The following is a 14,491-nucleotide window of genomic DNA, read 5'->3' as shown; positions in this document are numbered from 1 at the left end:
GTGGGCGGACCAGCGGCTCGAACTCGGGGTCGTGCACGTTCCACTGGCTGCCCAGCACGTCGTCGAGCGGCTCCACCTGCTCGCGCACGAAGGTGTCGATCCAGTCCAGCTCACGCTGGAAGTCGGACCGGCCCGATGACGCTCAACAGCGGGTTCCAGGCTCCGGAAAGCTCCGCACGCTCGCTCCTCGGCGTTCCACCACCTGGAATTCCGGACAGATGGTGACCGCTGCCGCGGTGTTACGGTTCGGCGGTGTTTCTAACGCTACGCGACCTCCTGCTGGGCTCGGCGGCCCGCTTCGGGCCGCGGCCAGCGGTGCGGTTGCGCGATGCCGAGCTCTCGTTCGAGGACCTGGCGACTCGCTCGTCCCGTCTGGCACATGTTCTGGCGGCCCAAGGACTCAAACCCGGCGACCGGGTCGCCATCATGGTTCATGGCGACATCCGGCAGCTGGAGCCGTACGGTGCCGCGGCGCTGGGCGGCTTCGTGTCGGTGGTCGTCAACCACCGGCTCTCGGCCACGGAGGTCGGCAGGCTGCTGGACGACTGCGGAGCCAGGGCGCTGGTCTACAGCCACAGCGTGCTCAAGACTGTGCGGCAGGTGGCGACCCACGACCTGTGCCTCATCGCGCTGGACGACGACGAGAGCGCACAGGGCTACGAGTCGCGCCTGGCCTCGGCCGCAGCGACACCACCGGACATCGTCGTCGCGGCTGACGACACGGCCGCGATCTCCTACACCAGCGGCACCACGGGCCGTCCCAAGGGCGCCACGTTCACTCACGGCCAGCTGATGGCGGCCACCAGTGCCCAGGCCCACGTGTCCCGCTTCAGCCCCTACGGGCGGGTGGCGTTCGCTGGCTCCCTGTCGTTCGGCGCGGCGCTGGCCGGCATGGTCTATCCCTCCCTCGCCACGGGCAGCACGCTGCGGATGTTCGACCAACTGACGCCGGACTCCTGGTTCGAGGCGCTGCGTCAGGACCGGGCCACTTTCACGAACGTGCCGACACCCCTCATGGGCGACCTCGTCGAGTGGCTACGGGACGACCGAGCGGTGCTGGCCCATCTCGAGACGATCAGCCACTCCGGGGCGCCGGCCCAGCGTGGCATCGTCCAGGAGCTGACCGAGCTCTGCGGCCCGCGCTTCATGGAGGTGTGGGGGATGACCGAGTGTGGCGGCACCCCATTGACGGCGACCACCCGGTCCGACCTGGTGCCACCCCGGGAGGCCGACGACATCCTGACCAGCGTCGGCCGGCCCACGCCGTACGTCGAGCTCAACCTGGTCGACGATCAAGGCCGGGAGCTGCCCCCAGGTAGCGACGCCATCGGCGAGTTCGTCGTGACCTGCGCCTCTATGATGAAGGGGTACTGGCAGGCGCCCGAACTCACCCGGACCGTCCTCCACGGACAGTCGTACCGGACCGGCGACCTCGGCCGGATCGATGCGGCCGGCTACGTCTACCTCGTCGGTGGACGCCGCTCCGAGATGATCGTGAGCGGTGGAATGAACGTCTACCCGGCGGAGGTGGAGAGCGTGCTGCTGGCACATCCGGCCGTGGCGGCCGCCGCCGTGTTCGGCGTCCCCCACGAGCGTTGGGGCGAGGCAGTCGCGGCCGCCGTACAACTGGCGCCGGAGGCCCCCCACGTCGGTGAGGCCGAACTGGTCGAGTACGTGCGTCAGCACATCGCGACCTACAAGAAGCCGCAGCGCATCCACTTCGTGGCCGAGATGCCCCGCACCGCCACCCTGAAGGTCAACAGAGCCCTCCTCCGCGAGCAGGTCGCCGCTCTGCCATGGCCAGCGGCGCGGGGGCAACAGTCACACGCGAGGTGATCTCCCCAGCGGAGGGAAGTCCGGCAACCGCTTCTCCTGGAAGGCGGTGGCTCCCTCCTGCAGGTCCGGACCGGTGAGCAGTCGCCTGGTCAGCTCGGCAGAGACCGCGACCGCATGGGGCCAGGTCGAGCCGGCGTCGTCGTAGACCGAGCGCTTGATGGTCGCCATCGCCCGCGGAGAACAGCGATCGGCCACCTCAACCGCCCAGGAGAACGCCTCCTCGAACGCGTTCCCGGGCTCCGTGACCTGGTTGACCAGGCCGATCGACAGCGCGTGTTGCGCATCGATCGGCCGCGCCGACAGGAGCAGGTCGAGCGCATGGCCGAGACCGACGATGCGCGGAACATGCCAGGAGATCGCCCACTCGGCCGCCAGACCCACCCGCGCGAACGCGGTCGTGAATTTGGCGTCGGCTCCGGCGAAGCGCACATCCGAGGTGACCGCGTAGATGAAACCGCCCCCCGCACAGGCGCCGTTGATCGCGGCCACGACCGGCTTACGGATGTCGGCACCGAACTGGGCGTTGGGTAGCGGAATCTGCATGCTGAACCCGCCGTCGTCGACGACGGCGTCCAACTCGGCCATCGCTGCGCCGACACTGAAGTCCTTGCCCTTCCCCGTCAACACGACGACGCGAACCTCGGGGTCGTCGTCCGCCCGGATCATTAGCTCCTGCAGCAGCCTCTCCGACTCCGGGGTCTGGGCGTTGCGCGTGGCGGGGCGGTTGAGGGTGAGGATCGCGACGCGCTTTCTGACCTCGTAGGTGACCTCAGGCCCCTCGCCCTGCGACGCCGCGGTCATCCGACGGCCTCCTTGCCCATCAGCGAACGAGCGACGATCAAGCGATGGATCTGCGCGGTTCCCTCGAAGATGTCCATGATCTTCATGTCCCGATACCACTTCTCCAGCAGCAACTCGTCGCTGGCACCGACCGGCCCGAGCATCACCATGCAGCTGAGGACGATGCGCTCACACGTCGGCGGCGCATAGGCCTTCGCCGCCGACGACAGAGCTCGGTCCGGCTGGCCGGCGTCGGTGAGCGACTGGGATCTGTAGCACACCGACCGCATCCGCTCCAAGGCGTCGTCCATCGCGTCCAGGTCGGCCATCATTGCGCCCCATCGGTCGGGCTCGTACTCGTCCTGGGCGCCAGCCAGCCGCTCCCGCGTGACATCGACCGACGCCTGCGCGATGCCGATGGCGACAGCGCTGATGTTCGGACGGTTGTTGCCCAGCGCCGCGAGTGCCCCGCCTCGCCCACTCCGCTTGACCACGGCCGCCCCTTCGTTCGTCCATCCCAGACGGTGGTCGAGGGGAATCCGGCACGAGTCGAGCGCTACGAGGGAGGTCGCCCAGGAGCGAATCCCCAGCTTGTCCTCGTTCTCCTTAAGGATGACGAAGCCGGGCGTGCCCTTCGGGACGACGAAGGCCGCGACCGTCGATCCCCCGTCGCCGTCGTCGCACCGCGCGAAGACGGTCGTGTAGTCGGCGAACGCCGCGTAGCTGCAGTACATCTTCGTGCCGTTGAGGACCCAGGTGCCTCCGTCCCGAACCGCTATCGTCGCCACCCGACTCGTATCCGAGCCGAAGCCTGGCTCGGTGAGTGCGAACGCGGCCCTCAGCTCCCCGTCGACGGCCGGCTCGTACCACTTCTCGACCTGCTCGTCGGTGCCCATCGCCTCGACCGTCAGGTGGCCGAGGCTGGAGCGGATCGCGCCACTGATCCACACGTCGCCGTAGGCCATGTTCTCCTGCTGCACCAGCAGCATGACCCAGTGGCCCTCGTCGAAGGAGGGGACCGCGTCAGGGCCCGCACGGTGGGTCCGGCCGATGGGGACCGGACAGGAGTCGAGGATCTCCTGCCATCGCTCGGGCAGGTCGTGCGTCGTGTCGGCCTCCCGGGCCACCGGACGGCACTCCCGGACGGCCCAGTCGCGAATCGCGCGGCCGTATTGGTCGAGCTCAGTGCTCAGTTCGAAGCTGGTCTTCATGTCTCTCCTTCACAGACGGGGTTCGAAGCGAAAGCGCAGGGGGTCGCCGACGACGGCGGCCAGGGTCGCGGCCGCGGCGTACCAACCCCCGACGGGATGGTCGTTGATGAAGCCGTGCCCGCCCAGGGTCTGCACGGCGTCCCGGGTCGCCGAGGTCGCCACGCGCGCCGCGTAGCTGACCGCCGACGACACTCCGGCGTCCAACTCCAGCAGGTGGCGCCGATCGATGGCCACCGCCTGCCGATGCAGGGCGAGACGAGCCGCCTCCAGCCCGATCTGCGCCTCCGCCAAGGGGAAGGACACGCCCTGGAACGAGGAGATGACGCGGTCGAACGCCACGCGCTCAGTGGCGTACTTCGCCGCATACTCGACAGCACGCTGGGCAAGTCCGACGAGCACGGCCCCGAGGTGAACCCGGGTCTCGTTCGCGGCGAGCGTCACCGCGTCCGCCCCGCCGCCCTCGGAGACCGGGCGCGGGTCGGTCGACACGACGACGTCCAGGGTGGCCGAGCGCAGGCCGACGCCCAGCAGGCCGGGATGGTCGAGGCTGGAGTCCAGTACGACGCCCGGCGTGCTCGTCGGGACCACGACCAGCCGCAACGTGCCGTCGGCTCCGTCCCTGGCCACCACGACGAGCCGATCAGCCTCCTCGGCATCCGCGATCGCGACCTTGCTGCCGACCAGTCGCAGCTCTCCGTCACGACGCAGGAGGCTCGTACGCGTCTCGGCCGGACTGCGGCCGAACCCCTCGAAGAGGGCCAGAGCCGGCACGCCCGGCGCATCGCCGCGCCGGCCGGTCGTGGGGTCGATAGCATCGACTGCGCGCTCGGCCGCACCCCTGAGCACTGCCGCGACGGCCAGCCCGGCATGGCCGTAGCCGAGTTGCTCGCAGGCCAGCGTCCGCACCAGCGCCGACGGCGCGTCGTCGCCGCCCGTGGCGCCGAGCAATCCCAGGGACTCGACAGCCTCCCAGCCCGCGCTCCCAAGCCTCGTCGCCGAGTCCCCCGGCGCGGTCCCGAACTTGTCGAGGGCGAACTGTCTGACCATGGCGGTCACTGCCAGCACGTCGTCATCCCGGACGAGATTGAGCATGAACCCACACCCCTTTCACTAGTGACGAGTGACTCGGAGCCACCCGCTATGCGACACCCAGATAGGCACGCGTCAGAGCCTGAGGATCGGCGACCAGGTCCGCGGCGCTGCCCTCGAACACGACGTCGCCGTGTGTCATCACGGCAGCCCGGTCCGCGAACTTCAGTGCCAAAGCGACGTGCTGCTCGACGAGCAGGATGGACAGGCCGGTGTCGTTCGCGATCCGCCGCAGGATCGACAGCAAGTCACGAACGATCATCGGCGCCAGTCCGGTGCTCAGCTCGTCGATCAGCATGACCGCAGGTCGGGCGGCCATGCCACGTGCCAAGGCCAGCATCTGCTGCTCGCCACCGGACAGCTTGGCCGCTGCGACACCGAGTCGGGGACGCAGCCCCGGGAACAGTTGGAGCACGGACTCGATGTCGGTCCCGCTGTGGCGGGCGCCGAGGAGGAGATGATTGCGTGCGCTGAGGCCCGGAAAGAGCGCTCGATCCTCGGGAATGTACTGCAGCCCCGAGCGGCTCAGCTGATCTGCTCGAACCGAGCCGATCCGGCGCCCCTGGACCTCGGCCATGCCGCCGAGAGGCGCAAGGAACCCGGCCAGCGTGCGCAGGGTCGTCGACTTGCCAGCGCCGTTCGGGCCCAGCAGCGCCACGATCTCCCCCTCCCCGACGGTGAGGTCCAGACCGCGAACCACGGGCTGGCTGGAGTATCCGGCCGCCAGCGACTCGCACCGGATGGGGGTCGTCATTCGGCCACCTCCGCGTGCACGGCGTCCGGAGCGCCCAGGTAGGCGTCGATCACCAGCTGGTCGGCGGACACCTCCGCCGGCGTGCCGCTGGCGATCAGTCTGCCGCCGTCCAGGACGTGGACGTGGTCGCAGATGTCCATGATGAGCGTCATGTCGTGGTCGACCAAGAGCAGGGTGGTGCCGTCGTCCACGACCCGACGCAGCAGGGCGCCGAGTTGCGCGCTCTCGCGCCGGTCCAGGCCCGCCGCCGGCTCGTCGAGGAGGACCAGCGTCGGCCGGCCCGCCAACGAGCGAGCCAAACCGACCACCTTCCGCTGTCCGTGGGTCAGCTCCTGCGCCGGAGTGGCCGTCAGGTCCTCGAGGCCCAAGTCGGCGATGAGGGTTCGGAGATGCTCGGGAACACGCTGCGGTCTGCCCAGCAGCAGCCCTTGCAGGCTCTCACGGAACGGGGGGCAATGACCCAGGAGGATGTTGTCGAGCACCGACAGGTCGTCGAACAGCTCAGCGCCCTGGAAGGAGCGCTGAACGCCCAACCGGGCGCGCGCATGGGCCCGCAATGCCTGGAGCTGCCGCCCTTCGAACGACACCGACCCACTCGAGCGGGTGAATCCGGTGATGGCGTCGATCAGGCTGGTCTTGCCGGCTCCGTTGGGGCCGATCAGCCCGGTGCAGGTGTTGCGGTCGACATCGAAGGTCACGTCGTCGATCGCCACCGATCCGCCGTATCGGACCGTGACTCCGCGGATCTCCAGCATGCTCGACGAACCGCCCGCCGATCGCTCGTCAGACAACTTCGCTCACTCCTTTGACGGGACCGGGTGTCTCCGGTCGTGTCGCGCGGCGACTATCGAGAGCGCCGGCCGCGCGCCTTCTCCGACGCCTGTCTCGGATCGAATAGACGTCCCCGGTGATCCCGGCGGGATGGTTGATCGCCATCACGACCAGGGCCGCGCCGACCAGCACGTCGAAGTACGACCCGAGATGGAGATAGCGGTCCAGCAGGACCGCGCCTACCCCCAGCGGTCCCAGGACCCCCGCCAGGACGGCTCCCGAGATGTTCGTGATCCCGGCCAGGAAGGCGACGGCGAAGGCCGCCAGCCCCAAGAAGATGTCGTACTTCTCAGGGACCACGATCATGCCCTGGTAGGCGATCAGCGCGCCCGCGAGGCCGGCCAAGGACGACGAGACCGCGAACGCCAGGATCTTGACGCGAGCGACGTCGATCCCCAGCGCCGACGCCGCCCGCTCGTTCGCGCGGATCGCAAGCATCTCGCTTCCGAACCGACTGCGCCGCAGATGGGCGACGAGAAGGCAGGCGGCCAGCAGGAAGAACAGGACCGTCAGGCCGAACGCCACCCGCGGATAGCCGGCGCCGCGGATGCTCAGGTCCAACCCGAAGATCTCGGGTGGGGCGATAGCGGACCCTCCCCCGGTGAACCCGGGGTTCCGGAACCATACCGAGCTGAGGGCTACGCCGGCAGCCAGCGTCACCACGCCCAGCTCGAGCCCGCGCACCCGGAGCGCGGGCAGCCCGATCGCCACTCCCACGACGGCGGCGACGACCACCGCCGCGGCGAGCGCGACCGGGAACGGCCATGACCACTCGGAGGTGAACGTCACGAGCGAGAAGGCCGCCACGCCGGACAGGGAGAGCTGCGCCAGAGAGAGTTGTCCGAGGTAGCCCGTCACGACCACCATGGACAGGGCGAGAATCGCCAGCGTCATCGTCGTAATCACGGCGCCGCGCAGGCTGCCGTGGAGCAGGAACAGGCTCGCGGCCGCGACCCCGCCGCCGATCAGTACACCGCTCCACATCCGCTCCGGGCGGTGCGCGACTGGCAGGGAGGCTCCCAGGATATGGCCGCGGCCGGGCATCGTCTCGCTCCTCATGACCAGGATGAGGACGATGAGGATGACAGGTAGCGCGTTCCCGACCTGGCTGCCGAGTTGGCCGGGGAACCACTCCTTGGACGGAAGGAAGCTGACCAACGACTCACACATGCCGAGGGCGAAGGCAGCTGCGACGGTGATCGCCATCGACGTCAGGCGCCCGGCGAGAGCGGCCGCGAGCGCAGGGATGGTGAGCAGCGAGTATGCGCTCGGCGAGAGCGGAATCAGCGGAGAGATCATGATGCCGCCGATGGCAGCCACGACCCCGCTGATCGCCCAGTTGACGGCGGGCACCCCCCTCGGGCTGATCCCGACGATCTGGGCACCCTGCGTACTCTCGGCAAGCGCCTCGGACGCCAGCCCGAATCGCGTGAGCCGGTAGAGAGCAGTCAGGACGAGGAGTAGCACGACCGCGGCGCCTGCCATGTAGAGACGGTCGAGCGGAACACGGACTCCGGCCATCCCGAACGTAGTCGACGGGAAGATCGGCTGGACGATGACGAACGTGCTTCCGGCCCGGAGGCCAACCAGGGCCTGCAGGAAGACCATGACGCCGATCGAGGCGACCAGTCTCGAGATGGGCAGGGCGTTCGCCAGTGGACGGAAGACCACGGCGTACAGCACCAGGCCCAGGACCGCACCCGTCGCAATGGCCACGGCCGCCGCGGGCAGGAAGCCCATCGGTTTCCCCAACTCGATCAACGGCGGGGTTCCGAACACCGGGTTGAGGTAGCTGCCCTGAGCACGGAGCAGGGCGTAGACGTAGGTCGAGTACATGGCCACGGCCCCGATGGCCAGGTTCAGGACGCCGGAGATTCGGTAGTTCAGCACCAGGCCGATGCCGAGGAAGGCATAGGCGGCGCCAGCCCCCAGGCCCAGGACGAGGTAGAGGAGATAGTCAGTCACCTTCGCCACCCGCAGCAGGGTCGCCGTCGGCGCCGAACACGGGCTCACGTCTCTCCAGGAACGCCTTGACGCCCTCCCCGAAGTCGGTCCGGGAGAAGAGCAGGGCGTTGTTGCGCAGTTCGGTCTCCTCCGCCTCAGCTCGTGTGATGGCGAAGCTGTCGTTCATCATCGACTTGTTCATGAGCAGGACGCTGGGCGAGATGTCTCGTAGCTTCCGCACGAACTCACCGGTCGCCCGATCGAGGTCCTCCGGTTCAACGAGCTCGGTCACGAGGCCCAGGGTGCGCGCTTCCTCCGCGTCGAGCCGCTCGGCCAGCATGCCGATCCGCTTGGCTTGCTGCAGTCCCACCAGGCGCGGCAGGATCCAGGTGAGGCCACCCTCCACTGCGATGCCCCGCTTCGCGAAGCTCAAGGTGAAGGACGCCCTCGTGGAGGCGATCACGAAGTCGCACGACAACGCCCACGCGTAGCCCAGGCCGGCCACCGGCCCGTCGACCTTGGCGATGGTGGGGACAGGCAGATTGAACAGTTGGGCGCTCTCATGCATCACAGAGCGGCTCTTGCGGTGTAGCGCGTCGTAGCCCGTCGCCATCTCGTGGATGTGGTTCAGGTCCATGCCCGCGCAAAACGCGCCAGGCGCGCCCGCTAGCACCAGAACACGGTCCGACTCGCTCAGCGCAATGCGTCGCAGCTCGTCGGCGAAGGAGTCGAACATCGCCGGGGTCAGGGCGTTGCGCCGATGTGGCCGATTGAATGTGATGGTCACCACTCCGTCGGCCCTCTCGACGAGCAGGTCACTGCTCATATGGCGCTCTCCTTCAGATGTGTGTTCGATCGGTCCGGTCTCGGTGCCGGTGCGGGCGAATACTCGTCGGCTGCCACGCCTCGCTCAATCAGCGACGCGATCTCTGCCTCGTCGTACCCGAGCTCGGACAGCACGGCTCGGGTGTCCTGCCCGAAGAGTGGGGCAGGTGTCCCGACCGCGCTCTCGTCCGACACTCCCGGCGCGACGGGGTACCCGAGCTGGCGGATCTCGCCGACGACCGGGTGGGGGGCCGCGGCGATCACCCGGCCGCGGCGTATTAGTGCCGGGTGCGACAGCGCGTCCGTGCCGTTTGAGACGACGACAGCGCGCCCACCGATTTCCTCGATCCGCTCGACCACGCGTGCGGCGGGCGACCGGCCGATGAGCCTGGCGAGCTCCTCCTCGGGGGTGCCCTCGGTCGTGGCGTCGGTTGCTCCGGTGATAGCGCCCCAGCACCTCAGGGGAATCGACGCCGCGACAGCGCGGCCATCACTGGACCGTGCGATCTGCCGCACCGACCCGGCGGGGTCCCGGTTGCCTCGTCGCACCGTCGCATCCTGCTGGCCGATGATCCCGTTAACGGCCATCGCCAGCAGCGCGGCGCCGATCAAGGGGACCTCGTAGGTCGCGGCCGATCCGCCCGTCTGGCGACGCAAAAGGCCCGCCAAGGCCGCCGTTGCCGCCAGCATGCCGGTGAGCGGGTCGAAGATGGCTCCGCTCAGAAGCGGTGGCTCGTCGGCCGCGCCCGTGCAAAACGCAGAGCCGCTGAGAGCATCCATGTCGAAGGCCATGCCGGGACGATCCCGCCATGGGCCGTCGAGCCCGAAGGCTGGCACGCGTACGACAACCAGGTCGGGGTTCAGCTCTCGGAGACTCACTTCATCGAGGCCGTTGTCGTCGAGAACCCGAGCCGAGAAGTTCTCGATCAGGATGTCACAGGACTTCAGCAGTCTGCGCAGCGCTGCCTGACCGTCCGGGACACGGAGGTCGATGGCGACGTCGCGCTTGCCCCGGTCAACGAGGTGCCACCACGGATTCCGCTCCCACCACTGGTCTCGAGTCCGGTCGACCCCGGTCATCCGCAGGTAGTCGGGCCGAGCAGGCGCCTCCACATGGATGACATCGGCGCCCAGAGCAGCGAGATAGCACGAGCCATAGGGCCCAGCCGCATAGTGAGTCATGTCCGCGACGCGGATCCCGCGCAGGGGCGAGCGGTGATCGACCTGCCAGGCCGCCTTACGCTTGCCTGTCGCCGAACCGCCGACAGCCTCTGCCACGCCGACTCGCCGGGCCGGCTCCTGCGTCGGCAAGGGCGTCCCCCGCCGGCGGATCGGGGCCGTCGGATAGTGGATCCCGCCGCTGCTCGTCGCGAAGAAGCCGGCTGCCCGCAACTCGGGGATGGCCGACGCCTGCTCGGGCGCAAGGACGGCGGTGATCGGGACCGAATGGGCGGTGCCCAACTCCTGCCAGGTGGCGGTGCTACGAGTTGCGACGGCCGGCGCAACTAACGCCCGCACCTCCGCGGCATGCTGGAACCTCCGGTCCAGGGAGTCGAATCGCTCGTCGTCCAGCTCCGGCACCGCCAGCAGCCTGCGCAGGCGCTCCCAGTGAGCATCGTTGATGGCGACCAGGAGAACCCACCCGTCGAGCGTGCGCATGACGCCGGGGACCATCTGAATCGGCTGCAGGTAGGGTCCCGCGCCGGGGATCTGTCCCTGCATCGTCGGCGCCGCCAGCAAGTTCAGGACGGATTCCAGCACCGAGACGTCGTACCTTTTGGGGGCGACCACGCTCGGCACCTCCCTCCCGATGAGAGCACCGAGTGCGGTGGCTGCGGCGAAGGCGGCGGCTGTGGTTTCGCCGATGGGGGCGTTCGTCCAGACGGGCATGCCGCTCTCGGTGTCGTGCATCGCCGCCAGTCCCCCTTCGGCCTGGAGCAGGAACTCACTCCCGCCCGGGGCTCCGGCGAACCCGTAGTCGGTGATGCTGACGAGCGGAGGAGCGCCCTCCGGAACGGAACCGACGACCTCCTCGGCCACGCCGAAGTCGTCAACGATCACAACGTCCGCACTCCGCAGAAGAGCGCCGAGCTCGTCGTCTCCGACGTGGTCCACGAGCAGCTTGCCACGATGGAGATAGGCATCGACCTCGGGCTGGTCGTGTGCGACCGTCAGGCGGCTCTCGGCGACGAGGACGCGTGCCCCGAGATCGGCCAGCACTCGGCCACAGAGACTCGTGGCGAGCCGCTCGCCGCGCAACTCGATGACGGTGACGCCGGTCAGCGGTCCGTTCTGGTCGCCGGCCGACCGTATCGAGCCGGCGGCTGCCGTCGAACTAGCCATTGCTCGACAGTTCCGCCGTGTCGAAGGCCTCGACGAACGAGTAGCTGCCGGAACCCTCGAACTCGTACATCAGGGCGGACCAGCTACAGGCGGTGGGAACTGCGCTGCCCGCGCCGTCGCAGTCCATGGTCGTGCCGTTCGTCAAGGAGACGGGTAGGCCCTTCGCAGCGGAGTTCAGGCCCTCGACCGTGAACGGGGTGTCCTCGCTGTTCTCGACGGCGGCACGCAGGACTCCCGCGAGGGTCACGACACCGCTGTAGCCGATGTCGCTGTAGGACTGGCCCTTGGCACCCGGCTCATACTCGTCGAAGGCGGCGAGCATCCTCTCGGTCTCTTTATTGGACGAGTCCAGCGTGGTCAGGAGCGCGTCGACGTAGACGACGCCCTCGTAGCCTGCGACCGCCGACTCGAACGACGGGGTTGCACACGAGGCGGTGATGACCGCTGCCCCGTCGTAGCCCAGACTCGTCAGCGCCCGCATCAGGCTGATGCACTGGCTTTCGGTGCCCGACACGAAGACCGCGTCGGGAGCGGCCGAGGCGATCTGGCCTGCGATGGGCGTGAGGTCGGTGGCAGCCGGGTCGAGCGGGAGGTCCTGCACCTTGACGCCGGCTTCGGTGAGGAGAGGAGTCGCCTGCTGCACGAGCGAGACGATCGACGGGACGTTGATATAGGCCGCGGCCATACTGTTGAAGCCCTGCTCGCGCGCGAAGGGAACCATCGCGATGAACTGTGCGTAGCCGCCCGCGGTGAAAGAGATAACGCCGGGATCGCTCTGCTCCTCAGCGGATGTCGGCGCCGTGCCAGCGAAGTAGGGGATTCCGGCCTCCGTGACGATGGGGATGGCGACGGCGTTGTTCCCGTCGCCGCCCTTGAGAACCACGTCGACCTCGTCATCGACGAACTTGTTCGCACAGTCCGTCGTGCCGTCTGGGGTCGCCTTCGTCGCGCACGCGACGAGCGCGAGCGGCCGGCCATCGATTCCGCCGTCCGCGTTCACCTGGTCGACGGCCGCCTTCGCCCCCAGAGTGGCCCCGGGGAGATTGAAGCTGCTGCCCGGCGCGTCCTCGCTGTTGAAGAAGCCGATCCGGATCGGCTCACCGGCTAACTCGGTTCCGGCGTCGTCGCTGCCGCTGCCGCATCCGGCCAGCGCGGTCACGGTGACCGCTGCGACGAAGGCAATCCTGACGTTCTTGTGGTTCATGGGGATCTCTCTTCTTCGGGTTGCCGAGAAAGTCCTGAGGCCTGCTCGCCGAACATAGGGGGGCTCAAGGCCGGGGCGCCGGTCGGATTCCGTCCGATGGAACTCAGCCGATCCTTCGCCGGCGACGTGCCGGTCGTCGCCCCACACGATGACGACGTCGGGTGCGAAGGCTTCCAACTCGGCGCGGCACTTGGCGATGCCGGCGAGCAACTGGGCTCAGTGCCCGGCCACCGCGGCGGTGCCCTGGTCGTCGGACCACTCGCACCGGGCGAGCTCCGACCAGCCCGCGGGGTCCTTCAGCTCCGCCGGGATGTCCGGGTCGGTGAGGGTGTACTTCAGCAGGTTGGCCATATGTCAGCGCCCGCGAGCAGCGGGTAGTGCGTGATGCCCAGGCCGAGGAACTCCGCCATGGTGGCTCGTTCCTTCTACGCCGACGGGCTGCACGCCCTGCGCGACCGCACCAGCGGCGCCATCCGGGTCGTCATCGAGAACGACTGAGGCGGCGCCGCGGCGCGACCGGGGCGAGGCGGCCGGTGGCCTCAGCGCGCCCGGTCGGCCCACACCGTGCCGTAGCGCGCCCGGGCACGCTCGAGGCGCTGGTGGCGGATGTAGCCAGGGAACTGGGCGTCGTTGGCCTTGTACTCCTTGAGCACCTCGCGGGCGACCACCATCTGGTGGACCTCCGTAGGGCCGTCGGCCAGACCGACGTGGAAGGAGTTGATCACCCACTCCGCGAAGGGCATCTCGTGGCTCAGGCCGAGCGAGCCGTGCAGATGGAGCGCCGTCGCGGCGATGTCGTGGAGCACCCTCGGCATCACGAGCTTCACCGCCGAGACGTTCTTGCGGATCGTCTTCCAGTCGTTGCCCTGGTCGGCCAGCCAGGCCGTCTCCAGCACCAGCAGCCGGAACTGCCGCAGCTGCACCCAGGCGTCGGCGATCTTCTCCTGCACCATCTGCTTCTCGGCCAGCAGCTCGCCCTTGGTGGTCCGCGACAGCACTCGCTCGCAGGTCATCTCGAAGGCGCGGGTGGCCTGCGCGAGGGTGCGCATGGCGTGGTGCAGCCGGCCGCCGCCGAGCCGAGTCTGCGCGATGGCGAAGGCGGCGCCGCGCTCACCCAGCATCGCCGCGGCGGGCACCCGCACGTCGGTGAGCCGCAGGTGGGCGTGGGTGTCCTCGGGCTCGCTGTAGAAGCCGTAGTTGCCGACGATCTCGATCCCGGGGGTGTCGGTGTCGATGATGAACATCGACGCCCGTCGGTAGGGGTTCTCCGCCTCGGGGTCGGTGACCACCATCATGATGTAGAAGGCCGCCGACTCCGCCTCGGAGGCGAACCACTTCTCGCCGTTGATGACCCAGGTGTCGCCGTCGAGCACGCCGGCGGTCCTGAACAGCAGCGGGTCGGCGCCGCCCTGCGGCTCGGTCATCGAGAAGCACGAGGTGATCTCGCCCGCCAGCAGCGGCGTCAGATAGCGCTCCTTCTGCTCGGGCGTCCCGAAGTGGGCGAGGATCTCGGAGTTCCCTGTGTCGGGGGCCTGCGCGCCGAAGACGATCGGCCCGAACCGGGACATCCCGAACTTCTCGTTCATCAGGGCCAGCTTGAGCTGGCCGTAGCCCTTGCCGCCCAGCTCGGGGCCGAGGTGGCAGGCCCACAGGCCGCGCTGCTTGACCTCGGCC

General features: G+C 68.8%; 12 protein-coding genes. 1 reads left to right on the top strand and 11 read right to left on the bottom strand.

Translation table 11 applies throughout. The features are described from left to right. The first annotated feature begins 252 nt into the window (after nucleotides 1-252). Nucleotides 253-1,836 carry an AMP-binding protein gene (locus QM595_RS10050; RefSeq protein ID WP_415171408.1) on the top strand — a complete coding sequence of 528 codons (1,584 nt, stop codon included), beginning with the start codon at nucleotides 253-255 and terminating at the stop codon, nucleotides 1,834-1,836. Here QM595_RS10050 and QM595_RS10045 read toward each other — a convergent pair. From QM595_RS10045 to QM595_RS09995, 11 genes are all read right to left on the bottom strand, one after another. Further along, entirely contained in the window at nucleotides 1,822-2,637 is an 816-nt protein-coding gene (locus tag QM595_RS10045; protein ID WP_415171407.1) for an enoyl-CoA hydratase-related protein, read from the bottom strand. The genes QM595_RS10050 and QM595_RS10045 overlap by 15 nt on opposite strands. Beyond that, entirely contained in the window at nucleotides 2,634-3,827 is a 1,194-nt protein-coding gene (locus QM595_RS10040) for an acyl-CoA dehydrogenase family protein (protein ID WP_415171406.1), read from the bottom strand. Before QM595_RS10040 ends, QM595_RS10045 begins: the two co-directional genes overlap by 4 nt. Nucleotides 3,828-3,836: 9 nt before the next feature. Next, complete coding sequence (locus tag QM595_RS10035; protein WP_415171405.1) at nucleotides 3,837-4,919, bottom strand: acyl-CoA dehydrogenase family protein; 1,083 nt, start codon at nucleotides 4,917-4,919, stop codon at nucleotides 3,837-3,839. Between the two features lie 46 nt (nucleotides 4,920-4,965). Continuing rightward, complete coding sequence (locus tag QM595_RS10030) at nucleotides 4,966-5,670, bottom strand: ABC transporter ATP-binding protein (RefSeq protein WP_415171404.1); 705 nt, start codon at nucleotides 5,668-5,670, stop codon at nucleotides 4,966-4,968. Further along, nucleotides 5,667-6,425, bottom strand: a complete 759-nt coding sequence (locus QM595_RS10025; RefSeq protein WP_415171403.1) for an ABC transporter ATP-binding protein — start codon at nucleotides 6,423-6,425, stop codon at nucleotides 5,667-5,669. Before QM595_RS10025 ends, QM595_RS10030 begins: the two co-directional genes overlap by 4 nt. A 28-nt stretch (nucleotides 6,426-6,453) precedes the next feature. Continuing rightward, the gene (locus QM595_RS10020) at nucleotides 6,454-8,475 is read right to left on the bottom strand and encodes an ABC transporter permease (RefSeq protein WP_415171402.1); all 2,022 of its coding nucleotides are present in this window, start codon (nucleotides 8,473-8,475) and stop codon (nucleotides 6,454-6,456) included. Then, a complete protein-coding gene (locus QM595_RS10015; protein WP_415171401.1) occupies nucleotides 8,459-9,271 on the bottom strand; it encodes an enoyl-CoA hydratase/isomerase family protein in 813 nt (270 codons plus the stop codon). The genes QM595_RS10020 and QM595_RS10015 overlap by 17 nt, the downstream gene beginning before the upstream one ends. After that, nucleotides 9,268-11,613, bottom strand: coding sequence for a CoA transferase (locus QM595_RS10010; protein WP_415171400.1), 2,346 nt, complete (start codon nucleotides 11,611-11,613; stop codon nucleotides 9,268-9,270). Before QM595_RS10010 ends, QM595_RS10015 begins: the two co-directional genes overlap by 4 nt. Next, a complete protein-coding gene (locus tag QM595_RS10005; protein WP_415171399.1) occupies nucleotides 11,606-13,027 on the bottom strand; it encodes an ABC transporter substrate-binding protein in 1,422 nt (473 codons plus the stop codon). Before QM595_RS10005 ends, QM595_RS10010 begins: the two co-directional genes overlap by 8 nt. A 6-nt stretch (nucleotides 13,028-13,033) precedes the next feature. Continuing rightward, a complete protein-coding gene (locus QM595_RS10000; protein ID WP_415171398.1) occupies nucleotides 13,034-13,168 on the bottom strand; it encodes a hypothetical protein in 135 nt (44 codons plus the stop codon). A gap of 188 nt (nucleotides 13,169-13,356) precedes the next feature. Continuing rightward, nucleotides 13,357-14,491: acyl-CoA dehydrogenase family protein (locus QM595_RS09995; RefSeq protein WP_415171397.1), on the bottom strand; the 1,135-nt coding region annotated here is incomplete at its 5' end.

Origin of the sequence: Nocardioides sp., assembly GCF_047607185.1 — a bacterium.
Taxonomy (GTDB): Bacteria; Actinomycetota; Actinomycetes; order Propionibacteriales; family Nocardioidaceae; genus Nocardioides.
The sequence above is the reverse complement of the archived record's forward strand: the minus strand, read 5'-3'. Positions and strand labels throughout refer to the sequence as shown.

What these genes read in the sequence shown, in the direction of transcription:
- QM595_RS10045 (WP_415171407.1), bottom strand. Translation starts at nt 2,637, where the DNA reads ATGACCGCGGCGTCGCAGGGCGAGGGGCCTGAGGTCACCTACGAGGTC.
- QM595_RS10040 (WP_415171406.1), bottom strand. Translation starts at nt 3,827, where the DNA reads ATGAAGACCAGCTTCGAACTGAGCACTGAGCTCGACCAATACGGCCGC.
- QM595_RS10035 (WP_415171405.1), bottom strand. Translation starts at nt 4,919, where the DNA reads ATGCTCAATCTCGTCCGGGATGACGACGTGCTGGCAGTGACCGCCATG.
- QM595_RS10030 (WP_415171404.1), bottom strand. Translation starts at nt 5,670, where the DNA reads ATGACGACCCCCATCCGGTGCGAGTCGCTGGCGGCCGGATACTCCAGC.
- QM595_RS10025 (WP_415171403.1), bottom strand. Translation starts at nt 6,425, where the DNA reads ATGCTGGAGATCCGCGGAGTCACGGTCCGATACGGCGGATCGGTGGCG.
- QM595_RS10015 (WP_415171401.1), bottom strand. Translation starts at nt 9,271, where the DNA reads ATGAGCAGTGACCTGCTCGTCGAGAGGGCCGACGGAGTGGTGACCATC.
- QM595_RS10010 (WP_415171400.1), bottom strand. Translation starts at nt 11,613, where the DNA reads ATGGCTAGTTCGACGGCAGCCGCCGGCTCGATACGGTCGGCCGGCGAC.
- QM595_RS10000 (WP_415171398.1), bottom strand. Translation starts at nt 13,168, where the DNA reads ATGGCCAACCTGCTGAAGTACACCCTCACCGACCCGGACATCCCGGCG.